The 21,907-nt window shown below is 61.8% G+C and carries 26 protein-coding genes; 12 read left to right on the top strand and 14 right to left on the bottom strand.

Annotated features, from left to right (window positions below; all coding sequences use genetic code 11):
* Window position 1 precedes the first annotated feature (1 nt).
* A complete protein-coding gene (locus B9A15_RS05045; RefSeq protein WP_084408949.1) occupies window positions 2-772 on the bottom strand; it encodes a hypothetical protein in 771 nt (256 codons plus the stop codon).
* A 543-nt stretch (window positions 773-1,315) separates the two neighbouring features.
* Here B9A15_RS05045 and B9A15_RS22465 point away from each other — a divergent pair.
* The 3 genes from B9A15_RS22465 (at window position 1,316) to B9A15_RS23770 (ending at window position 2,413) form a co-directional block, all read left to right on the top strand.
* Window positions 1,316-1,513, top strand: a complete 198-nt coding sequence (locus B9A15_RS22465) for a hypothetical protein (protein WP_139798211.1) — start codon at window positions 1,316-1,318, stop codon at window positions 1,511-1,513.
* Window positions 1,510-1,947 (top strand): MarR family winged helix-turn-helix transcriptional regulator, encoded by a 438-nt coding sequence (locus tag B9A15_RS23775; RefSeq protein WP_084408948.1) that lies wholly within the window; start codon window positions 1,510-1,512, stop codon window positions 1,945-1,947. The genes B9A15_RS22465 and B9A15_RS23775 overlap by 4 nt, the downstream gene beginning before the upstream one ends.
* Before the next feature lie 232 nt (window positions 1,948-2,179).
* On the top strand, window positions 2,180-2,413 hold the full coding sequence (locus tag B9A15_RS23770; protein ID WP_084408947.1) for a DUF6894 family protein: 234 nt from the start codon (window positions 2,180-2,182) through the stop codon (window positions 2,411-2,413).
* Between the two features lie 507 nt (window positions 2,414-2,920).
* On the opposite strand, the gene B9A15_RS05030 is transcribed toward B9A15_RS23770, so the two are convergent.
* The 10 genes from B9A15_RS05030 to B9A15_RS04985 form a co-directional block, all read right to left on the bottom strand.
* Complete coding sequence (locus B9A15_RS05030) at window positions 2,921-3,991, bottom strand: phage late control D family protein (RefSeq protein ID WP_084408946.1); 1,071 nt, start codon at window positions 3,989-3,991, stop codon at window positions 2,921-2,923.
* A 7-nt stretch (window positions 3,992-3,998) separates the two neighbouring features.
* Window positions 3,999-6,713 (bottom strand): phage tail tape measure protein, encoded by a 2,715-nt coding sequence (locus B9A15_RS05025; RefSeq protein WP_084408945.1) that lies wholly within the window; start codon window positions 6,711-6,713, stop codon window positions 3,999-4,001.
* A 14-nt stretch (window positions 6,714-6,727) separates the two neighbouring features.
* Window positions 6,728-7,387 (bottom strand): hypothetical protein, encoded by a 660-nt coding sequence (locus tag B9A15_RS05020; protein WP_084408944.1) that lies wholly within the window; start codon window positions 7,385-7,387, stop codon window positions 6,728-6,730.
* Complete coding sequence (locus B9A15_RS05015; protein ID WP_084408943.1) at window positions 7,384-7,875, bottom strand: hypothetical protein; 492 nt, start codon at window positions 7,873-7,875, stop codon at window positions 7,384-7,386. The genes B9A15_RS05020 and B9A15_RS05015 overlap by 4 nt, the downstream gene beginning before the upstream one ends.
* A gap of 170 nt (window positions 7,876-8,045) precedes the next feature.
* Complete coding sequence (locus tag B9A15_RS05010; protein ID WP_084408942.1) at window positions 8,046-8,351, bottom strand: DUF6074 family protein; 306 nt, start codon at window positions 8,349-8,351, stop codon at window positions 8,046-8,048.
* 22 nt (window positions 8,352-8,373) lie between these two features.
* Window positions 8,374-9,252, bottom strand: a complete 879-nt coding sequence (locus B9A15_RS05005) for a cyclic nucleotide-binding domain-containing protein (protein WP_084408941.1) — start codon at window positions 9,250-9,252, stop codon at window positions 8,374-8,376.
* 45 nt (window positions 9,253-9,297) lie between these two features.
* The gene (locus B9A15_RS05000) at window positions 9,298-9,978 is read right to left on the bottom strand and encodes a hypothetical protein (RefSeq protein ID WP_084408940.1); all 681 of its coding nucleotides are present in this window, start codon (window positions 9,976-9,978) and stop codon (window positions 9,298-9,300) included.
* The gene (locus B9A15_RS04995; protein ID WP_084408939.1) at window positions 9,975-10,178 is read right to left on the bottom strand and encodes a helix-turn-helix transcriptional regulator; all 204 of its coding nucleotides are present in this window, start codon (window positions 10,176-10,178) and stop codon (window positions 9,975-9,977) included. Before B9A15_RS04995 ends, B9A15_RS05000 begins: the two co-directional genes overlap by 4 nt.
* A gap of 56 nt (window positions 10,179-10,234) precedes the next feature.
* Entirely contained in the window at window positions 10,235-10,951 is a 717-nt protein-coding gene (locus B9A15_RS04990; RefSeq protein WP_084408938.1) for a hypothetical protein, read from the bottom strand.
* Window positions 10,952-11,013: 62 nt separating this feature from the next.
* Window positions 11,014-12,234 carry a tyrosine-type recombinase/integrase gene (locus B9A15_RS04985; RefSeq protein ID WP_084408937.1) on the bottom strand — a complete coding sequence of 407 codons (1,221 nt, stop codon included), beginning with the start codon at window positions 12,232-12,234 and terminating at the stop codon, window positions 11,014-11,016.
* Between the two features lie 495 nt (window positions 12,235-12,729).
* Between B9A15_RS04985 and B9A15_RS04980 the strand changes: the two genes are divergently transcribed.
* From B9A15_RS04980 to B9A15_RS04955, 6 genes are all read left to right on the top strand, one after another.
* On the top strand, window positions 12,730-12,912 hold the full coding sequence (locus B9A15_RS04980; protein ID WP_084408936.1) for a hypothetical protein: 183 nt from the start codon (window positions 12,730-12,732) through the stop codon (window positions 12,910-12,912).
* Between the two features lie 221 nt (window positions 12,913-13,133).
* Window positions 13,134-13,961: an outer membrane protein gene (locus B9A15_RS04975; protein WP_244556800.1), complete on the top strand. Its 828-nt coding sequence runs from the start codon at window positions 13,134-13,136 to the stop codon at window positions 13,959-13,961.
* 251 nt (window positions 13,962-14,212) lie between these two features.
* Window positions 14,213-14,902 (top strand): methyltransferase domain-containing protein, encoded by a 690-nt coding sequence (locus tag B9A15_RS04970; RefSeq protein ID WP_084408934.1) that lies wholly within the window; start codon window positions 14,213-14,215, stop codon window positions 14,900-14,902.
* A gap of 104 nt (window positions 14,903-15,006) precedes the next feature.
* Window positions 15,007-15,588, top strand: a complete 582-nt coding sequence (pgsA, locus tag B9A15_RS04965) for a CDP-diacylglycerol--glycerol-3-phosphate 3-phosphatidyltransferase (RefSeq protein WP_084408933.1) — start codon at window positions 15,007-15,009, stop codon at window positions 15,586-15,588.
* Between the two features lie 101 nt (window positions 15,589-15,689).
* A complete protein-coding gene (gene moaD / locus B9A15_RS04960; RefSeq protein WP_084408932.1) occupies window positions 15,690-15,941 on the top strand; it encodes a molybdopterin converting factor subunit 1 in 252 nt (83 codons plus the stop codon).
* Window positions 15,942-15,945: 4 nt separating this feature from the next.
* On the top strand, window positions 15,946-16,539 hold the full coding sequence (locus B9A15_RS04955; protein ID WP_342170254.1) for a molybdenum cofactor biosynthesis protein MoaE: 594 nt from the start codon (window positions 15,946-15,948) through the stop codon (window positions 16,537-16,539).
* Window positions 16,540-16,558: 19 nt separating this feature from the next.
* On the opposite strand, the gene serB is transcribed toward B9A15_RS04955, so the two are convergent.
* Entirely contained in the window at window positions 16,559-17,449 is an 891-nt protein-coding gene (serB, locus tag B9A15_RS04950) for a phosphoserine phosphatase SerB (protein ID WP_084408931.1), read from the bottom strand.
* 37 nt (window positions 17,450-17,486) lie between these two features.
* On the opposite strand from serB, the gene miaA reads away from it, so the two are divergent.
* The 3 genes from miaA to B9A15_RS04935 all read left to right on the top strand — a co-directional run bounded on the left by miaA (window position 17,487) and on the right by B9A15_RS04935 (window position 20,045).
* Entirely contained in the window at window positions 17,487-18,443 is a 957-nt protein-coding gene (gene miaA / locus B9A15_RS04945) for a tRNA (adenosine(37)-N6)-dimethylallyltransferase MiaA (RefSeq protein ID WP_084409128.1), read from the top strand.
* Window positions 18,444-18,911: 468 nt separating this feature from the next.
* A complete protein-coding gene (locus B9A15_RS23315; RefSeq protein ID WP_244556799.1) occupies window positions 18,912-19,052 on the top strand; it encodes a diguanylate cyclase in 141 nt (46 codons plus the stop codon).
* 507 nt (window positions 19,053-19,559) lie between these two features.
* A complete protein-coding gene (locus B9A15_RS04935; protein WP_084408929.1) occupies window positions 19,560-20,045 on the top strand; it encodes an Lrp/AsnC family transcriptional regulator in 486 nt (161 codons plus the stop codon).
* A gap of 115 nt (window positions 20,046-20,160) precedes the next feature.
* On the opposite strand, the gene murI is transcribed toward B9A15_RS04935, so the two are convergent.
* Both murI and B9A15_RS04925 read right to left on the bottom strand, forming a co-directional pair.
* A complete protein-coding gene (murI, locus tag B9A15_RS04930) occupies window positions 20,161-20,958 on the bottom strand; it encodes a glutamate racemase (RefSeq protein WP_084408928.1) in 798 nt (265 codons plus the stop codon).
* Complete coding sequence (locus B9A15_RS04925; protein ID WP_084408927.1) at window positions 20,955-21,722, bottom strand: RNA methyltransferase; 768 nt, start codon at window positions 21,720-21,722, stop codon at window positions 20,955-20,957. Before B9A15_RS04925 ends, murI begins: the two co-directional genes overlap by 4 nt.
* Between the last annotated feature and the right edge of the window lie 185 nt (window positions 21,723-21,907).

Below are 21,907 nucleotides of genomic sequence, written 5' to 3'. Positions count from 1 at the left end.
GTCAGACGCCCGCCGGAGCCAAGCGCCGGACCACGTCCGCCGCGATCTCGCGAACCGGCTCATGCAGATGAGGCATCAGGCTATTGAGCGTGCGGAAGCAGACGACCTCAATGTGATCGTCCAGCATGTACGCCTCATGCAACGTCACGATGAGGCGCGCCACTGCGACGTCCAGGTTGCCCGGCTCGGCACGTCCAAGCGCCTCGATGAGCCGATCGGCCGATGCGATCTCCCGATCGATCGCGGCCTGCATGGCGATGATCTTCGGCAGGCCGACCTTTTCCATTTCGGCCTTCTGTTCGCGGCGACGGGCGATCCATTTGCGGATCGCCGCGAAGGCGTTGCGGCGCACCTCGCGCCGCCGCTCTGGCGTTCGGCAGGCGAAGTCCGCCACCTTCTTGTGGAAGCTCACCACGTCGTCGAGCGACGGGCGAATGAGGACGCGCTCCATATTGTGCTCGGGTGCGGTCCAGTCCGCCACCTGCGGATATGGTGACATGGCGCCGACGAATGAGCCGTCGGCGATGACGAACATCTCGCCTTCCGCTGCCCATTCAGGCAGGGCGAAGTGGGCAAGGTCGTGGGCTTCGTCGAGTTCGGCATAGGCGCGCTTGAGGTCGACGAAGCGCGTCATGAGCGCGGCGATCTCTGCGGAGACCTCGCTCGGCACCTGGCCTGCGCTGGCCGGCAGGGTGACGGTGGCCGCGCTCGTTGCGAGCGCGGCGAGAACGGCGCGGCGGTGGATGCGAGCGGAATTCGAATTGCTGATCATGATGGTTCTCTGTGCACGAACCGGCTTTCCACGGCCGGCGGCGCTATGCGCCTCGCCAGCGAACGGCGCTGGCGCCGGGAGTGTGGAAACCATCACAGAGAATGGCCCGACCGCTTTTACCCGTGAGGGCTCTTGCATGACGGCCGGACTCCCGACATAGTGCCGGTGTTCGCGCACCGACGATTAGATCGGCCGCGTTCTTTTCGCAGGACGGATCTTTGGCGAGATCGTTTCTGCGCTCTGTGACTGACACGCAAAGCCTTGGCGGGCTCCGTGTCGGGAGGTTCCACGCTCCACAGAGCACAATCTTCGAACATGGTTTGGATTGCAAGCCGCCCCCTCTCCGGGGCGACCGCTTGCGCTTGTCCGAAGCTGGCGTATCATCCGCTTTACCGCAGACGTCCGGCGGGCCTTCAGGGGCGAACTGCTATGCGGAGACGGGCGGGGCTGGACGCTTGCGCGCGCTTCCGGCAATGTGAGGAGAGTGGCGGACGTCCCGCCGGCTCTTCTAAACGAACCGTTATGCGGTGACGGAAAGGCAGAGTGGAAAAGAGACTTGCCGAGGAAATCGAGGCCGAAATCGAGCCTACGTTGGAACGAAGGCTCGACCTCACGGCAAGCGAAGCGGCACGAGCCGTAACCCGGCGCATTCCAAGCAATGATGAACTATCCACTTCTGATGTCGAACGGAAAATCATCGAAGCCGCCCGTGCGCGAGGCGTTCCGGTAAAAGTCGCATGACAGACAACAAATTCGTTCCTTGCTTGATCCGAATTATCAAGAGCGGGAGATTTCTGCTTGATCTTCGATTGCAAGAATTAGGCTTACGCTCTGGACAAGATCACCTCCTAATGGAGCTGGATCCAGAAGGTCAGCCAATTACCGTGTCGCGGTTGGCGGATCGTCTCGGAGTAAGACCATCGACAGTTTCGAAATCGATCGAACGTTTTGCGGATCGTGGTCTAATTCTACGAGGTGAACACAAGACTGATCAGCGACTCACCACTGTGCGTTTGACCGACACGGGGAAAGCCGCCCGGAACGAAGTTCAAACGGTCTGGACCGAATTCGAGACATATCTGCTGGACGGTTATCCAGACGATGCGGAGAAACTACGGCATTCAACGCAACGCCTGGAAGCGATCTTGAATGACAGAGTTCGGCGTCTGCGATGACCACCCTCCAATACGCATAGTTTTGTGAACACAGATTATTTCTCGCCAAAGGCGCGGCCGCTCACAGAACAACGCACCAGTGCGTCCTCTCGCAAAGCGAACTTGCACCACTAGCGCAGCTCGCGAATGACAAGCCTCAGCCTTAAAGTGGTGCCGTCTCCCCTCTCTTTCCGTGACATATTGTGTGTACGGTGTCTTTCTGCGCAGCCATTCATCGAATTTGGAGACGGCAATGCCACGCTTTTTCTTTCATGTAACCGATGCTCTCGGCCGGTCGGCGGATAATGAAGGCACCGATCTTCCCTCGGTTGAGATCGCACAGCGCGAGGCTGTTCTTCTTGCTGCGGGTGAGCTCCAGTGCCACGCCGAGCGTGTCGTCGAGAGCGGTGTTTGGGGCGTCCAGGTAGCGGACGAAAGCGGCAGGACGGTCTACGATTTTACGGCATCAGCGAGACTTGCGAGCTAGTGAGAGCGTACCGCCTGGTGCTGCCCTGAGATTTCAGGCGAGTGAACGTCGGCGCAATTTTGCGCTCAGCATGATCCGACGGCGGAAGAGGTAATCCCCCGATGGGGGAACACCCAACCCCCCAACGGGGGCGTTGAAGTCGGAAGCCGATCCGCCCATATCTGCCAGACGGTTACGGATGAAAACGCCTGAAACGGCTCGAAACCGGGAACCCGATCGCCAAAACCGGCCACTCCGATTTGCGCAGTCCTTCCAGGGGGTTACGTCGGAAATGCACCCGATTTCACGAGAACCGGCTACTCCGATCGAGGGGTGTTCAGAATGTGAACACCCATGGGGGTCCACAACATGGACCCCCTTGCCTTCGCGGAGAGTGGGGAGGGTACGCAGATTGTGCGTACCCCGGCCAACGGGCTGAATCGTCAGCCGGTCGGTAGGGTCCCCACTTTATGGGGGACCTGAAGCAATATCCGATTTTCGGACAGTGGAACGTGATTGCCAGTCACCTTATGCCGCTGGCCTCGGCGTTGGGATCGGCACCCTTTCCGCCCCGCCCGCCGACGGGCCGTTCGCGCCCTGTGCCGACGTCGGCAGCTCGCACGAGATTGCCGTGGTGTAGGCGGACGACCCGGACCATGAGTGGACGACGTTCGTTGCCCGCCAGACGCCGTCGACCAACGACCGAATCCCGTAAGCGTAAAGTTCCGCCTCGGCGCGAGCATCAGGATCTCCATCGATGACGAAATTCGCGCTGCCGGTCGCCCGGCGGAGATCGCCGACTTTCGCCTGCGCCGCCCGTTTGGCTTCGTCCTCGCCGGGGAACGGCGATCGGATCAGAAAGGTCGGGCCGTCATCGCCGGTCTCGATCTCGACGGATTTCCGTTCAGCGTCATCGCGGTCGAAGAAAGTCGCCTCGACGGTGCCGTGCCGCGGCTTGTCGCGGACGGAGACGCTGTAGCTCATCAGGTTCTTGCCGCTCGCCACGTAGATCGGCGGGAGGACGATGCCGGTCGCGGATGTTCCCTTCCCCTTCTCCGACGCGATGAGGTGCTGGTCCTTCACCGAGATCGCGCCGCCGAGCTTGGCGAAGATGCGGGTCAGGAACTCGGCCGCCTTCTCCTCGGCCTGCATTTCGTACCGGAGCGGGACCTCGGCCAGAGCGGGCGAGATGGCGGGCGTGAGCCCGATCTTGCCGGCGATCTCGCGGAACACGTCGCCATAGGTCTGGTATTCCGGCGGCTTGTACGCCTTGGGCTCCCGCTGTTTGCCCATCTCCTTCGCGGCCAGCGACTGGCATTGGACGTCGATCGTCTGCGGGTAGCCGTCGAGAGTGACCTCATCGACGACGAAGCTCCCGAAGTTGCGCTTGGCGCCGTCTCGATAACCGCCGACGATGGACAGGACCTCGCCCGTTCGAGGCGGGGCGATGATGCCCTCGTTGTCATCGATCCGGAACTGGACGGTGTCGGTACTGGCGCCGACACCGTCCGTCACGGTGAGCTCGATATTGCCGCCGGCTGTCCGATCTGTGACGACGATGCCGCCTTGCGTGGAGATCTCGAAGAACGGGATAGGCATGGTGCGCTCAGGACTCCCACGAGGCTATGCGGCCATTCAATTCGGTCGATTGAGATCGCCGATTTGCTCGTAAAAGCGCCCGACTGACCTCATCGGCCGCGCCCTTTGGATCGGTCGACCGAATGTTGAAGGTCGGGTTCCAGTGGTTCGTGGTGTTGTGCGTGTTCCCAATCGCCCCCGCCAGCGATGGCCCGCCACGCCCCGAGGATGCCCCGTCGTGCGGTTCGCGCATGAAGGCGGTCATTGGGTCGTGGTACTTCGGACTTTGGAGGATGGCGCGGGAGTCCTTTGCGTTGTGGACATATCCACGACCAAAGAGTTGCAGGATCTCCGGTCCTTTCTCGCCTACTAACCAATTGCCGGGCCGGACCGGCCCGCCGCTCGCTCTCGCCCCATCGACGGGCGGCACCATGGCGCCGATCGCCGAGCCGGCAGAGCTCGGCTTCCCCGCTCCACCCGATCGAAGCCCGCCCGTAGCCGCGCCGAGACCGGCGAGAGCCTGGCGGAGAGCGTTCGCCTTGCCGAGAGCGTTGTCGATCTGGCCGCTGTTCACCTGCACTGTGGCGGCCACGTCCAGCGCCGCCTTCATCGCCGGCCCGGCGACCGTCGCCTTGCCGGTGGCGGCGTCGATGGACGTGGTGTCGACCGTCGGGCCTGTGGCAAAGCCGAGTAGGCCTTTCATCATCGTGGCGGCTTCTGACGCCTTCGTGCTCATCGTCGAGAGCGCCTGGCCGATCGCCGCCGCTGCCGCCGCTGCCGCCGCCTCGTCGATCTTGGGCACCATCGGCACTTCGATTGGCGTCGGCGCCGGCACAGCCGCCGCGACTGGCTTCGCTGGCCGCGACCGGGGGACTGGTATGGACTTCACAAGGTCGGCGGGGGCAGAGGTCGGAAGCTCGAGCTTCGGAAGCTTCATCGTCCCCGCCATCGGAACGACCGCGTTCTCGCCGAGCCGGGCGTTCCGCCGCTGCCAATGCTCTCTCCGCGCTCGATCCAGATCTTCGACCGATTGGCCTCCAACGGCGGCCATCCGCTCACGACGACGGGCGGTATCATCGCGAATTGTCTGGTCTTCTTCCTCAGTCCGTCGACCGGTGACCACGTCGCGAACGCCAGCGAGCGCCTTGCCGGCGGGCGACACGCCCGCCAGGCCGTCGATGGTCTTGTTGACCGCGTCTCCGACGCCCTTCTCCGGCGTCTTGTCCTCAACCATGCCGAGGGCTTGCAGAACCTCCTGAGCCGTCTCGATCGTGCTGGAGACGGTGTTGATGAGATCGGCCAGCCGGGTGAACGTCTGTTCGAGGATCGTGCCTTCGCCGCCCATGCCGAGCAAGCCCGTGATCGCGCCCATGAGGTCGGTCACCGCTTGCTTCGCTTCCGCAAGCCCCTTCACGTCGAGCCTCAGCTCGAAGGCGTCGAGGCCCTTGCCGATCTCATCAATCAGCGTGCGCACGCCTCGGAGCGCCGCCTGTGCGGCCGGAAGCCCCATTGTGCCGGCATCGATCGCGAGCTCGGCAAGCGCGTTCTTCATGACTTGCCATTGAGACCAAAAGTCATCGAGCTTGAGCTTGTAAGTCCGATCCAGGCTGTCGAGCCATGAGGCTTCATTTCGAGCGAGCCCCAGATTGCGCCTGAGCTCGCCGGTCGCCTCGACCAGGCGGATCATTTCATCGGCCCATTCTTGCCCGACAAACGCTTTCAGGAAGGCTGCGCGATCGCTCTTGTCGAGGGTCTGGAGCGTGTCCAGCATCTTCATGAGGGCGCTGTTCGCGTCCTTGTCGACCAGCTCGGCGAAGTCGCCGACTGGTCCCATGACCTTTTCGAAAGCGGTGCGGTTCTTCCCGGTCAGCTCGCCAACGGTGAGGAGTTTCCCGGCCAGCGCGCCCATGCCGGTGGATGCCACTTCCGCCGGCATGCCGATGTTCAGGAGGGTCGCCCCGAGAGCGAGCGTCTCCTCCTTCGTCATGCCCAGGGTTTTGAGCGTCGCGCCGGTTCTATCCATGAAGTTGACGAGGTCTTTCTCGTCGGCGATGCCGGCGTCGGCGAGGGCGTTCGTCAGGTCCAGCGTCTGGCGAACTTGTTGCTCCGTCATGCCGAGGGCGGTCTGAAGTTTCGCGACGAAATTTCCGACCTCTTCCGCCGCCATACCGAAGGCATCGGCGCCCTTCACCGAGAGCGTGGCCGCCGCCTTCAAGTTCTCGATCTTCACGCCAGCAGCGGCGGCGCGCTCATAGGCGGCCGCGATCTCATCGATGCCGACGGCTACGTCACCGGAGACGGCGAGCGCCTTGATCTCCTCACCGAGCTTCGCGGTCGCTTCGTCAGACAGGCCTGCTTTCTGCTGGATCTTGGTGAGCGCGGACTCGAAGTCGGCTGCCTGTGTGATCGCCGACTTCACGCCGAGGGCGGCGGCGGCCGGGATGGCGATCGGCGCCATGCCGCGCGCATAGGCGAGCATGCCGGCGCTAGCGGAAGCTGCCGCCCTCTCTTGCGCGGCGAGCGACGCGGCGACTTGACGGGTTTGCGCCCCCGCCGCCGCCTGGCCGGCAGAGAAGGCGCGCAGCCCGCGCGCCTGCGGCGCTGTCATGAGTTGAACGCCTCCGCCGCGTCGGAATCCGGACGCGAGCCGATCGAGATCGTGGAGCTCGCCTTTGATGGCTTTCGCCGGGCTGGTAACCTGGTCGATCAACCTCAAGATCAATTCGGCGCTTTTTTCGGCCACCACACACGCTCCTGTTAGAACCTCATGATCTTTTCTAGACGCTTATTGACTTTTTCAGAAAGCTGAACTGGCGCTTCTCTGTGGAAAACCCGAGCCGATTCGCCTTGCACAAGCTCTTTGCGGAGCGAAGGCCCTGCGAGCCGGCGGACTGGCCCATACGTTTTGCCCGTTGAGCCGAACCGGCCGCCCGCATCGCGCGGCTGGTTCGGCTTGTTGCCGAACGTCCAGAAGGCCATTGGTGCGGTCGTGCTCTGCCCCCCGCTGGGAAGAGTCGCGAAATATCCAGAGGGCGTCGCGAAGGACCGGTCGAACACGCGGGGATTCTGCCAGACGCCTGACCGGATGGTGCCGGAGGTGAGCGTCTTCGAGCCTCGAAGCACTTTCAGGCCTCGATACTCATCGATTTTCAGACCGCCTTTGACGCCGAAGATCGCGGTCGAGAGCGACGCCTCGTCGTTCCGTTGGCGCGTCTCGCTCGCGACGTTCTTCGTGTAGCTGCCGGGGCGATAGGCGGCCTGCTTGAAGGTCTCGCGCTGCACCTGTGTCTTTACCCGGCGGCCGGCGTCGATGACGCCCTTGTGCGCCTCCCGTTTCCAGGCACCATCGGCCAGGCGCCCGGAGAGCTTTGCGAATGCCTTCAGGTTCTTCGTGTTGGCTGAAAAGGTGAGTTTCATCGGTCCTCTTCTCCATCGTCGAAAGTGTCCGGCTCGGCCTGCCCGGTCTCCAGGCGGAGCCGGAGCCGGGCCGCGCGCTCTTCGAATTCGGCCTTTGCTTCTCCGATCTTGGCACCGCCTTTCGGGATCCTCTCGTCGAGGCGGTCAATCGTGTCCGACATCGCATCGCGGATGTCGTCGAAGGTCTCGATTGCCTCGTCGAGCATGATGATCTCGCGATCCTCTTTCCTCATGCGCGCCGCGATTTCGGCGGCGCGTTGCTCGCGAAGGGCGTCCGCCGATGTCGATCCTGCCCGACGACGGATCTCCGCGAGCTGGTGGTTGTAGAACGCGTCCGCTGTCGCTTTCATCGGATAGGAATCGCGCGACGTTTTCGGCAGGGTGCCCCGCCTCGAAAGGGCCTGGAGCTGCCGCACAGAGATCTGGAGAAAGCGCGCCATCTCGGCCGCCGGCACCTCGGCGGGGATCTTGGCTTTGGGTTTGGTCATGATTGCCTCCTGGCGAAGACGAAGTGTGAACTCGGAAACTCGAAAAACTCGCGAATACTGCGCTGCGCCCGCCCCGCGGTCGGCCGCCGAGGGCCAGAAAGGACCCAACCGTGGGGGTGGGCAGGCGGTACGCCCGAACCATCACCGCGACGGCTGCACGCCCGGCGACCTCACCCGGTCGCATCGCTCACATCCTCTTTCGCCTTGCGCCGTTCGGCCAGTCGTTGCCATCGGCCAAAGTCCACAGGGATCACGGCCGCTGCCGCCCGCTTCTCTTCGCGGAACTCACACACGAGCCGTTGTCGGCGCTTCTCCATCGCCACCCTCACGCCATCGCGAAGCTCATCGATAGCGTCCGCGATTTCATCCTCGGAAAAGCCGACACGGCGCAGGCGATTTTCGTAGGTACGGGCTCGCATTTTCAGATAGGCGCGCCTCTCGCCCGCCGTCCGAAGAGACGCCCACTTCTCGACCATCGCGTCGAGCCATCCTCGGCATCTACGCGGAGTAAAAATCTTGATCGTCGCTGTCATCGCTTGCGCACCATTTTGCACAGGTCAGGAGTGTTTCGAGATCGCGAATGTCTGGAAACTGATTGGAGTCGATGCTGTCGAGAATGACCTCGTGAGAGAGGTCGCGACGCGCTTCGAGGTAGAGGCCCGCTGCTTTGGCAAAGCTCTCATCCCATTCGCGTCGTCGGTAGATCTCTTCGAACTCCGTCGCGGTTTCCTCATCGGGAAAGAGATCCCTTCGTTCGGGCCGACCCGGCCTTTCAGGGCCGGAGTCGGACACGGTCTCGACGCGTGGAGGAGGAGCACGAGATCCAGCCTCAACGTCTGCACTATGATCGTAGGGAACGAACGTCTCAGAAGATGCGTGAGGGGCGGGGCCCGATGGGGCCCGCCCCGCATCAGAGGTTCCTATCGGAGGTTCTTCAGAAGTTCGGGTGACACAGCCGTCACCCTTCTGCGACGGAGCTGTCACCCTTTTTCGACGCTGGCTGTCACCCTTTTCCTCAGAAAGGGTGACACGGGTGTCACCGTTTTGACCGTCCGAAAGGGTGACAGCGGTGTCACCCTTTTCTGTCTTTGGCTTGATGATCCACCGATAGCGGTTCGTCTGTTTCCGACCTCCCCGCGCTTCGGTTTCGAGGTGGCCTCTTTCTTCGAGCTGCCGCATCACGCGCTGGACCGTCCGATCTGTCGTCTTCGCGTCAGACGCGAGCCGGTCCACCCCGACCCACGTGCAGCCCTCATGCCGGTTCATGTACTTGGAAATGAAGATCGCGATCCGCGCGGCGATGGGAGCAAGAGCGTTATCGCCCGCGACCTGTTCGAGCCAACGACTGCGGCGAGCCTCGAAGCTGTCAGACGGCACGGCCTTGCCCTCCGACAGCTTCCGCCGCCTCGTCGATGGCGGAGGTCACCATGGCAGCACCCCCCGCTCTCGCATTCGGTGCTGAAGACCTCTGACGGCACCATCTTCGACGCTCTCGCGTAATTCTTTGCTCAAGCCCTCCGTCATGACCTGGACCGCCTTGCGAAGCCGCCGCTCCAGGTCGAATGGGTCGGAGTCGATCGTATCGACCGGGTCGGGAACGCGGTCGGCGACGGCGCGGCCGTAGTCGTACGGATTTTCAGGGGGAGCGAACGGCTCGGGAGCGTCATAGACGCGGGCGGAAACGGCGCTTTCCCCAGCGAAGTGCTCTTCGAGGTGCCCATCGATCCAGGCGACCAGAAATTCTGCTATGTCGCCGATCGTGCCATCGTGCTCGTCCCCGCCGACATTACAGAGATCGAACGCAATCCGGAGAAGTGGCCCGGCGGGTCGTCTGATGCCGACCGCGAGGGCGGCAACGCAACGCATGTCCTGCACTCTTCCTGCAAATGCGACCTTTGGCATCGGCAGGGGGCCAGCGACTTCAATATACCGATCAGCGCCGAACGGGCGTAAATGGCGCATGCCTCGCCCATCCATGTTCTGCTCGATCTTTTCCATTCGCCGAGCCCAACACGAGAGCTGGATCGCCACGATTGTGACGGCTTCGATGAGGTCGGGTGTGTCAAATTCCAGCGCCCAGGCGGGGTCTTGGTTCGTGTTCATGCAGCCCTCCCAGCATCACGCTGAGCAAGCAAACCCTCAATGAACGCGTCGACCTCGTCTTCCGCAAACCGCTCCAGGCCGTCGCCGACCTTGACCGGCCTCGGAAAGCGCGGATCGTTCTTTTCCATCTTCCAGAAGGCCGTGCGCCCGCAGCCGCCAAGCCGCTCGCGAAACGCCTGCCGCGTGATAAGTCTCCGCATGTCCGATCTCCTTCGTTCGAGTTCGGACACGGACTTTATGCATTAGAATTTGCTCGTCACCGTGGACTTTTCGTTGCCGATTTTCGCCGCGTATGGTCCACCCGGCTACGCTCAACCAATAGTGGCCGCACTCTCTTTGCGATGAGATTGATCAGCGCCTCGGATCGGGGAGGCTCTTCGTCCAATGCGGTTTTCAAAGTGACAGTCAGATATCTGAGGAGCGGGTTTTCGCGTCCTCGATCCTTCCTCGGGAGACCAAGCTCTCCCAGGCAATCAAACCAGGCAGCGCAAAGCTCGGCGATCAGCCGGCAGCTCTTGTTCGATATGTGACAGCGCGAAGCCTCAAGGAGTGGCGTTATCTGAGCCCTGTCGATCTCCTCGATCTTCATCACCCGAGCCAGATCCAATCTCAGGCGCTCCCTGCATGACCAGAGATCGGCTTTCGGTCCGATCTGCGGCTTGAACCGGGCGGCAAACGAAGCGGGAGGCTCCTGAGTGTGGCAATCGGCCAACGCTTTGGCGAAACTCTCGATCGTCGGAAACTCATCAGGCCCGAGCTCGAAATCGAGAGTGGCTTTGCTTGCCGGATCAAGAGCCGAAATCTCGCGCGCCCCTCTCTCCAAAGCGACAAGCGCATCGTCGATGTGTGCGATCGCGTCTTGCATACTTCGCATCTGGATGTCGTAGAAGTCGATCCAACCTTCAGCATGCCGTGCGAGCGCGACCTCTGTGCGCCTCACCAACTCGTCAGCCTCGATAGCGGTCAGGGTCACGCCTTTCGGCAAACTTCCCAGAATGCTTTCGCGGTCAGGCGATAGGAAATGACCTCGACGCATCACGCCACCTCGCCGCGGCGGATCGAAACGACCTTCGCCGCCTTGTTTGCGACGATCTCTTGGAGCCGCGATGCCCATTGATCCAGCGCGCGTCGTTTCTCCGGCTCATAGCGGTTTCTGTTGTAGATCCCGGCCACTCCGGCGCGGAAACCACTGATGTGATTGAGGACCGACTCGATCACGTGCGGGAGAATGCCGATCTCCGCCATCATGGTCGCCACGGTCCGCCGTATGTCATGCGGCGTCCAACGCTCGTCGACGACCTGGAGCTTCAGTCGGACGGCATGAGCGACCGCGTTGCTCTCGATTGCGGCCCCGGTGCGCGAGAAGAGAAACGCCTCCCGCTCTTCGCCTACATTGGCGAGCCGGCGCTCGACGACTTCGAGCGCTGGCGGCGATAGCGGAACAACGTGGGTGAGCCCGTTCTTCGTCCGCCCGCCGGGGATCGTCCATTCTGCGCGCTCTAGATCGATCTCGCTGGCCCGCATGCCGCAGACCTCGCCCGAGCGCTGGCCGGTCAGGAAGAGGAGCATGATGATATCCCGCATCGCAGGGCTCACAGCGGCCGCCGGCAGCGCCTTCAGGATCATCCGGACATCTTCAACCGAGAGCACTCTATCGCGCTGTGCGGCCTTCGCACGCGGCTTAACGCCAACGGCAGGCGAAACCTCGAGGTAATCCTCGTCGACCGCCCAGGCGAACATCTTCCGCACGATCGCCAGAACATGGCGCGATTGGGTGAGCTTCCCCTCCTCCACCTTGCGATCGATAATATCGATAATGTCTCGACGTTTGACCGCCATCGCCTTCATGCCGCCGATCGTCGGCCGGACGTCGACCCGCAAGGTTCGCTCGTCCTCCTTCCAGCTCCGCTTATTCCGCTTCGCGTATCGTTCGATGTAGAGGTCGGCGAGATCGTTGACTGTCATCGCCTCGCGACGGGCCCGCTTGTCGCCGGCGGGGTCGTGACCATCAGACACGGCCGCGACCGCATCGAGTGCCTTCCGTCGCGCCTTCTCGAGAGTGAGCGCTGGAAACTTACCGAGGGTGACGCGTCGCTTCTCGCCGTCACTCTCGCGCGTGTAGACCACTGTCCAAGACTTCACGCCCGTGGGCGAGACGCGGAGCACCAGACCCTTGACCACGTCGTCCCAAAAATCGGTGCGGGTCTCGACAGTGACGCTTTCGACGAACCGGCTCGTCAGATTCTTCCGTGGCATCTCGACCTACCGACAAATTTTCAAATTTTGGCGCCGGGGTTCCGAGGGGGTTCCAAATCTGCAAAACTCGAAGAAACCGAAGCGAACAACGTCGAACATATAAATCCATATTTCGCAAGGCTTTGCGGCATCATTCGCGTTTCAAAGCGTTCGCGTTTGTTCTCTTCGACGCCACTTTTAATCTGTAGGTCCAGGGTTCGAGTCCCTGCGCGCCCACCATTCCCCCTTTGTGTAACGCTTTCGATGACCCGCGTAACAATTCGGGTCTCCGGGAAATAGCGACCCGAATAGGCGGTAGGTTCCTGGCGAGCGCTGAGGATCGCGACAGTCTTTCCGATATCGCCTACCCGTTCATGCACCCTCATTCGAGAGACAAACGCTCATTTGGGGAGAAATAGGCGGGACGCGATCACTTCATCGAGATTGGGCGTCGCGGTTGGGCGATGCGTCTTTATTTCGTCTGCTAAGGGACATCCTTGCGTGGGGAGGCTTTCGATGAGCGTGAATGGCGGGGGGCCGGAACGGCCGCGCGAACGTGTCTATACGCTGCTTGTCGTCATCCTCGTCTTGATCGTCGCGGCGATCGTGATCGACGGACTGATCTCTGACGATGCGATCGATCAGGGCCCGCCCCAGATCGGCACCAAGGACGGAGCGGAACCGACAGTCGGCAATTGATCAAACGGACTGGCGGACGCTCGCTGAGCAAATTCGCAGAATGCTCTTTTGCGCGCATAGAGATCGACGCAAAGCATCAATGGCCTCCGCAGTAAATTCGGCGTGATCGTTAAATAAAGATAACGTGATGGTGAAAAGGCTATTGCTTTATACTGTTGCAGTTAAGTCATAGGAATTATTCGTCTTACAGAGCATCACTAGTCCATCCCAACCTGGAGGACATGATGCGCTTCGCAACCTTCTCGCTTCTGACGACGACCTGCCTCGTGTCGAGCCTGTCGCTCGCGCAAGCTGCCGACCTCTATGACGCGCCGGTCATGGAGCCCGCGCCGATGATGGACGTCGCCCCGGTTTCATCCGGCTGGACCGGGCTTTATCTCGGCGTTCAGGGTGGCGGCGCCTTCAATCCGGACGATCCAGACGATGTCGCGCTCCGCCCGAATGGCTTTCCCTTCGCCGGTTCAGTGATCCAGGGCGCGTTCGGTTCGAACTTCGATTCCAACTTCGATTCGAGCTTCATCGGCGGCGCGCATATCGGTTACGATTATCAGATCGACAATGTCGTGCTGGGTGTCGTCGCCGATATCAACGCGGTCGACGTGAGCCGCTCCTCGAATGCCGATTCCTCGACACCGGCCTTTTATCGCACGAACCGTTCGCTGGACTATCTCGGCACCGTGCGCGCCCGCGCCGGTTATCTCGTAACGCCGACGACGCTTGGCTATGTCACGGGCGGTCTTGCCTATGGCGAGGTCGATTATTCCTTCTCGACCAATTCGCCAGCCGCGCGCGGCGCCAACCCGGCCCCGATCGTCAACGACGACGAGGATGACTTCGGCTACACGGTCGGCGCCGGCATGGAGGTGATGTTCACCGAAAACATGTCCTTCGGCGCCGAGTATCAATACGTCAATCTCGGCGGTTCTGGCTCCACGCGTCTGTCCGGAGGCCCCTTCGGCGGCGGTGTCGGCGGATCGACGGATTTCGTGGTGGACGACGATTTCGACTTCCACACGGTGACAGCGAAGATCTCCTACAAATTCAACTAGAAAGACGTCAGCCTCGACGCTTACCAGTCAATGACCTCCATATTTGAGCCGGCGCAGTTTCTGCGTCGGCTTTTTTTGCCCGAGTGATCGTCATCGAACAGTCGCTCGTCGCCGTGAATAGCTCAAAGCCCTTTTTCGTCGGCTACCGGCACTGGTCGTTTTTCCGCACCGCTTCCTGTTATAGGGATCGTCCGATGATCCTTCGCTCTCGTGGCCAGGGTCGAGGACGGCAATCGAAGGACAGGCGGCCAATGCCCGAGACGATCGACACGGAATATTACGAAGTCGTCGGCGAGACCGGTCTGGCGGGAAAGCTGCTCTTAAAGGCCCGCGAAAGAATGGCCGCCGATTTCATGGCATTGGTGGCGCCCGATGCCTCGACGACGATCCTCGATGTCGGTGTGTCGGACGTTCAGATGCGTGGCGCGAACCATTTGGAGAGCGTCTATCCCCACAAGGCGCGCATGAATGCCTGCGGGCTCGGAGCCGGCGCCGAGTTTCGCAAAGCATTCCCAGAAATCGCCTATACGCAGATCGTACCGAACGAGCCGCTGCCCTTTGGCGATAAGGCGTTCGACGTCGCGGTGGCCAACGCGGTTCTCGAACATGTGGGCAGCACCGAGAAGCAGCGCGCATTCGTCAGCGAGCTCATGCGCGTCGCGCACAAAGTGTTCCTGACCGTTCCGCATCGCTATTTCCCCGTCGAGCACCATACGGCGATCCCTGTCTTGCATTTTTCCGACCCGACTTTCCGGCTCGGCTGCCGCCTTCTGAAGAAGGAGCGCTGGCTGCGAGAGGAGAATCTGATCCTGATGACACAAAGCCGCCTGCGAGCGCTGGCTCCGACAGGGGCAAAGATCGGGCGGACGGGCTTGCCGCTCGGGCCCTTCTCCTCCAATCTCTATCTCTTCATCGACCAGGAAAATGACCGGTCACTTTGAGAGCGTTCCGATCTTTCGACACCTCTTGGGAAGGAGATGGTTGACCCGGAGCCCGCGGCGCGCTTTGAGTCCCCGCGCGGCCCATCCGATGTCAGACCGGTTTCATGCGTTCCACAGCCTATAGCCTGCCGAACCTTCTCACTTATGCTCGCATTGTCTGCGTGCCGCTGGTCGTTCTATGCTTTTTCGTGGAGGGCTCTCTGCGCAGCCCTGACTATGCGCGGTGGACGTCGCTCGTGATCTTCGTCATCGCATCGATCACCGACTATTTCGACGGCTATCTGGCACGCGCCTGGAAGCAGACATCGACGATCGGCCGCATGCTCGACCCGATCGCCGATAAGCTCCTCGTCGCGGCGGTCCTTCTCCTGCTCGCCGCGGATGGAACGATCGCCGGCTGGACGCTCTGGGCGGCCATCGTGATTCTGTGTCGTGAGATTCTGGTTTCGGGGCTCCGGGAATATCTCGCCGAATTAAAGGTCTCGGTTCCTGTCACCCGCCTCGCCAAATGGAAGACGACCATTCAGATGGTCGCGATCGGCATCCTTCTGGCAGGTCCCGCCGGTGACAAGCTGATCCCGGGCGTTACGGCCGTCGGCATCGCCTGCCTTTGGGCCGCGGCAATCGTGACCCTCTATACGGGCTACGACTATTTTCGTGCTGGCCTGCGCCATATCGAGGATTGACCGGTCGGTGGAACGCTCATGCGCCTCTCGACCCTTTACGCGCTGGTGACAAAACGCCAAATCAGGGACTCACGACAATCTATCGCTTTGGGAGACCGACCATGAAGCTCGCCTATTTCGCCTGGGTGCGCGAGCGCATCGGACTGGCCGAGGAAGAGGTTGTGCTGCCGGCCGGGGTCGGGACGGTCGGCGATCTGATCGCCTGGCTGAAAGGTCGTGGCGAAAACTACGCTCATGCCTTCGAATCTCCTGAGACGATCCGGGTTGCCATCGACCAGGAGCATGTCGACCATTCCGAGCCCCTGGCTGGTGCGAAGGAAGTCGCACTTTTCCCGCCCATGACCGGAGGTTGAGGCCATGAGCGATCGCGAAAAGCGGCAGCCCGAAACGCTCGACACGGCGAGGATGGCGTCGACCATGTATGATGCCGCGAGCCGCGTGACTGCGAAGCAGGACGAGAAGGCGCCTCGATCGTCGAGCAAGGCCGAGATTGCAGAACGGTCCATCCGCGTTCAGGCGGAGCGGATCGATCTTGCACAGGAAAGTGCCGCACTCGTCTCAGCCGGCTCGGTCGGTGCGACCGTAAGTTTCACCGGCTATTGCCGCGACGAAGACGGGCGGCTTTCGGCCCTCGAACTCGAGCATTATCCGGGCATGGCCGAACGCGCAATCGGCGCGATCCTCGACGAAGCGGCCGAGCGCTGGCCGCTTCTGTCCATCCGGGCGGTCCATCGCTATGGGCTCGTCAAACCGGGGGAAGAGATCGTCTTCGTTGGTTGCGCCTCGGCTCACCGCCAAGCAGCTTTCGAGGCCGCCGAATTCGTCATGGACTTCATGAAGAGCAAGGCCCCCTTCTGGAAGCGCGAACATTTAGCCGATGGCAGCGTCGGCGGCTGGGTGGAGTCGAAGGCGACCGACGAGGCGGCGGGCGATCGCTGGCACCGATTGTAACTGATGATCTCAAGCCCAATCAGGCCGGCACGAATTCGCTCTGGCGATAGCCTTGAAGATACAGCAGCGCCGTGAGATCGCCGTGATCGACGCGGTGGGGCGCACGGATGGCAACCGATGGCTTGGCATGCAGGGCAACGCCCGACCCGGCCTTGAGCAGCATCGGCAAATCATTCGCCCCGTCACCGACCGCGATCGTCTTTGAGAGGCTCAGCCCTCGGGCAGCGGAGACCTCTTCGAGAGCGGTGACCTTGGCGTCGGCGCCGAGAATCGGCTCGGCGACGAAACCCGTCAGCGCGCCATCCTCGGCCAGAAGCACATTGGCGCGATTCTCATCGAAGCCGAGCCGCGCGGCGATGATGCGCGTGAAGGCGGTGAAGCCGCCGGAGACGAGAGCGGTATAGGCGCCATTCGCCCGCATGGTCGCAATCAGCGTCGGGCCACCGGAGGCGAGCGTGATACGCTCGTCGATCACCTTGGCGATGACACTTTCGGAGAGGCCTTTCAACAGTGCGACGCGTTCGCGAAGCGCCGGCTCGAAATCGATCTCGCCGTTCATCGCCCGGGCGGTGATGCCGGCCACGGCCTCTTTGATGCCGATCTCCGCCGCCAGTTCGTCGATGCATTCCTGCTCGATCATGGTCGAATCCATGTCGGCCAGAAGAACCGACTTGCGGCGGCCCGCCGCGTGTTGCACCACGAAATCGGCGCGCTTGTCCCAGGCAAGCTGCTGGGCTTTGGCGACAATGGGCTTGGCAACCGCTTCGCCAACCGGGAGATCGACGGCATGGGTTTCACTCAGCCAGTCGGCTTGGCCTAGATCGGCGCCGATCAACGCTGCGATGTCCGAAACGAGCTGGCGGTCGAGGCCGGGCCCGGCGGGCGCGGCGATCAAGGTAGCGACAAACATGGGGGATCGCACGCTGGAGACGAGAGACGGGGAACGGATGAGCGTTGTCCTGATAGCCGGGCCGACGGCGAGCGGCAAGTCGCACCTGGCCTTGCGGCTGGCGGAGCGCCATGGCGGCACGATCATCAATGTGGACTCGCTGCAGGTCTATCGGGACCTGTCCATTCTGACTGCCCGCCCGACAGAAGAGGACGAGGCCAAGGCACGCCATCGGCTCTACGGCACTCTTTCGGCGCAGGAGACGATGTCCGCCGGTCGCTTCCTGCGCGAGATCACGCCAATCCTCGACGAATGCCGAGAAACAGGATCGCTACCGATCCTCTGCGGGGGAACAGGCCTGTATTTCAAGGCCTTGCTCGGACTACTCGACGAAATGCCCGAAGTCCCGAGCAACGTGCGCGCCAGATGGCGTCAGCGGCTTACCGAAGAGGGGCCTGCGGCCCTGCACGAGACGCTGGGTCGGCTCGATCCGGTAAGTGCAAAACGTCTCAGCCCCGCCGACGGTCAGCGCATCGCACGTGCGCTCGAGGTCAGCGAGGCGACAGGGCAGCCCTTTTCCAGCTTTCAACGGCGCGCGGGTCGACCGCTCGTCGATCCAAAGCGTTCGTTGAAGATCGTCCTGACACCGGATCGCGCGCTCCTGCGCCAGCGTATTGCACTGCGCTTCGACGCCATGCTGGACGCGGGCGCGCTCGCGCAAGCGGCTGCGTTCCACGAGTTGCACGGCGCGCTCGACGGCGGTCCAGCCAAAGCGATCGGCTTTAAGGAACTGGTCGACGTCCATCGCGGGAATCTGGATCTTGCGGCAGCACGAGAAAAGGCGATCACCCGAACGCGCCAATACGCTAAACGCCAGGAAACCTGGTTCCGTCATCAATTCGATGAGAGTTGGACACGTGTCGAGGACGCGGAAAAGGCCGAATTCTTGGACGTCTCCACAACTCTGTCCCCAGCTGGTGACGAAGCGCCTGATCCCTGGCCCATTGGCGGATAGGCGGGCAAACTCGACTGATCTCGGCAGTGAAATTTGGCCACCTATCAATGCGTCCTTAACGATGTCTCTCTTAAATGAGACGACTTGGAATGCCTTTTGATCCATTAAAGTATTGGGACGACCGTAGCGCGTTCAGACCTGTCGACCAGATTAGCCATCGCCGCCATATGCGTTGCGGCACTGGCACCGACTTGTCTTGTCGTCGTGGGGTAGCCGCTGGTCGCCAGGGCAGCTGTTTTCGAACGGCTGACCTTATGTCGGCGGCCGTGGTGGCGGGGCTCTCGACCCTCGCCGCTCTCGCGATTGCCGCCTTCTGGATACTGCCCGCCATGCGTCGACAATCCCAAGAGCAGGGCGAACTGAAATCGCTGACCGGCAGGTTGGAACAGCGCTCACAGGATCTGGAACACGCTGCGGTCACCGACCCCCCTAACCGGCCTGCACAATCGACGGTTCTTCGACGAAGCGGTGCATCGCTATCTGCAGGCCTTCGATCGGATCGGCCGCCCACTCGCCTTTGTGGTGCTCGATCTAGACCATTTCAAATCCATCAACGACAGCTATGGCCATGATGAAGGAGACGGCGCTCGATCGCAGGCGCCGAGGTGATCGCAAAGTCGAACCCGTCGACGCTTCGTCATTCTCGGCCACCTGGCCGAAAATCCAGGCTGGGCGCCATTAAAAGCGGTTCAGAATCAAATTCGCAGATATTCCAGCAGGTTAAGCGCCGCACTGGATTCTCGGTACGGGGACCGAAAATCCAGTGCGCGATGAAAGCCAAGGCCTAACCTTGGAGTGCCGAGCCCTCGATATATGCCGTCTGAAAAGACTGTCATGACCCCAATGCCGGGATCGTTATTCCGCTCAAGTCTTTGTTTTAACGGAGGATACAATCCAGGCAGGCGCGCGATCTTTTCGCGTCATGCTCTGAAGAAACGCGGCTGCCCCTATCGGATCGAGCCGCGTTTCTGTATCCGTTGCGCCGTGGGCGTTCAGCCTTCCGCATCCGCTTCGTCGAAGGCGGAGGTAATCCGCAAACGCATATCGCAAGATGGGAGCGCCATCGGGACCCAAAGGCCAAAGGCCTTGTCTGGTCTCGGGCGACGACTTGGGTTCATGGACCGTCTCGACAAGAAGATCCTCCGCCTCCTTCAGGAAGACGCGACACTCGCAGTCGCCGACATCGCTAAGCGCGTTGGGCTGTCGACCACGCCTTGCTGGCGGCGCATCCAGAAGCTGGAAGAGGAAGGCGTCATCAAACGCCGCGTCGCCGTCCTCGACCCGCAAAAGGTCAATACGCGCGTCACCGTCTTCGTTTCGATCCGTACCAATTCCCATTCCACCGAATGGCTGAGACGATTCTCCGAAGTCGTCGGGACCTTCCCCGAGGTGGTCGAGTTCTACCGCATGAGCGGTGACGTGGATTATCTTTTGCGCGTCGTCGTGCCCGATATCGCGGCCTATGACGCCTTCTATAAGCGGCTCATCGAAAAGATCGAGATTCGCGACGTCTCCTCGGCCTTTGCCATGGAGCAGATCAAATCGACGACGGAACTGCCACTCGATTACATGATCCTCGACAAGGAACCGCGGGACGTCTGACCGCTTGGGCTCATACGGCGTCCGGCTGATCAGGCCGATGCCGTATCAAGGCCTGCGCGGCGCCTGAGCGTGTTGAAATCCGTCATCGCGAAGCGATCAAACGGATTTCGTATCACTAGGTTGTGAGGCCGAATCCATGAACGATGCGGCGGCTCGCCTGGTCGGCCGCGCCGGAGGTGAAGATCGCCGGATCGAACCCCCAGTCCATCGAGCGCTCGCCCTCCTCGCCAACGACGCGCATCGTTTGGCGGGCGATCGCTTCGGCCGGATCCAGCCAATCGACCGGCCAGGGCGCGAGCTTGCGCATGCGGTTCACCAGGAACGGATAATGCGTGCAGGCGAGAACGACGATGTCGGTCCGCCGCCCATCTCGCTCGATGAAGCAGGGCGCGATTTCGGCCAGCACCCTGCCCTCGTCGACGAAGCCCTCACGCATATAGGTCTCGGCGAGCCCCGCGAGAGCGACACTGCCCACAAGCTCGACCTCACATTTCGAGGCCCATTGGACGATGAGATCGCGCGTATATTGCCGCTTCACCGTTCCAGGTGTCGCCAGAACCGTGACAAGTCCTGAGCGGGTACGCTCGGCCGCCGGCTTGATTGCCGGCACGGTGCCGACGAAGCGCATCTTTGGATAGGCCGCGCGAAGCGCGTCGAGGGCGAGCGTCGAGGCGGTGTTGCAGGCGATGACGCAAGCGAGCGGATCGTGATCCTCGATCAAACGGCCGAACAGCGAGACGAGCCGCTCGCGCAGCGCGTCCTCCTCCCAGCCGCCATAAGGAAAGCCGGCATCGTCCGCCACATAGACGAAGCGACGATCGGGCATGAGAACCCGCGCCTCCCGCAGAACGGTCAAACCGCCCACCCCGCTATCGAGAATGAGGATCGGTTGGGGGCCCCGCACCTCGCTCATCCCTCGTCTTTACGAAAAGCCGGGCGTTCCAACGATCGAAGGACGCCCCGCAAGGTGCGCACTTCCGGCTCGGTGAACTGAGCCTTCGTCAACATGGTGCGCAGATTCTGGACGAGGACCTCCCGCTTTTCGGGGGGAAAGAAGTAGTTGCGCTCGTCGAGCGCGCCCTCCAGATGCTCGAACATGCGGTAAAGATCGGCCTTCGATGCGGGAGGCGCCTCTGGCGCGGCAAAGCGCGGTGCTCGCCCCGGTTGGCTTGCATTTCGCCAAGCATAGCTCATCAGAAGGACTGCCTGCGCGATATTCAGTGAGGCAAAACTCGGATCGACCGGAAAGGTCACGATCTCGTCGGCAAGGCCGACCTCCTCGTTTTCGAGGCCGTATTTCTCACGGCCGAACAAGATGCCGGAGCTCAAATCCCCCGCCCCATGCAAGACCAACCGCTCGGCCGCCTCTTCGGGCCCTCGCACGGGTTTGAAACTGTCACGGGCGCGCGCCGTCGTCGCATAGACGAGGCTGAGATCGGCCAGCGCCTCCTTAAGCGTCTCGAAGACGCGTGCGGCATCCAGAACGTGATCCGCCCGGCTCGCGGTTGCGCGGGCCTTCTCGTTGGGCCAGCCATCCCGCGGCTTGACGAGACGCAGATCGATCAGGCCGAAATTGGCCATGGCCCGAGCGACCATGCCGATATTCTCGCCCATCTGAGGTTCGACCAGAATGATGGCCGGTGGACGGGTCGAGGTTTGGCGCACGGTTTCGGACACTCTGGCTCACTGAAGACGGCGGCGAGCCAAAGACCAAAACGGCTCGCAGCTGTCGGGTTTTCAAAGTCTGATCGCTCTCGTCTCGATCCTCGGCTCGCAAAAAGCGCAAGAGATCGACGAGGCATACGGCATCCCGCCTTCTGAGGCGACGAGACCATTCGCGTTCCTGTCTAGTGCGGGGAGAG

Origin of the sequence: Fulvimarina manganoxydans, assembly GCF_900176465.1 — a bacterium.
Taxonomy (GTDB): Bacteria; Pseudomonadota; Alphaproteobacteria; order Rhizobiales; family Rhizobiaceae; genus Fulvimarina; species Fulvimarina manganoxydans.
The sequence above is the reverse complement of the archived record's forward strand: the minus strand, read 5'-3'. Positions and strand labels throughout refer to the sequence as shown.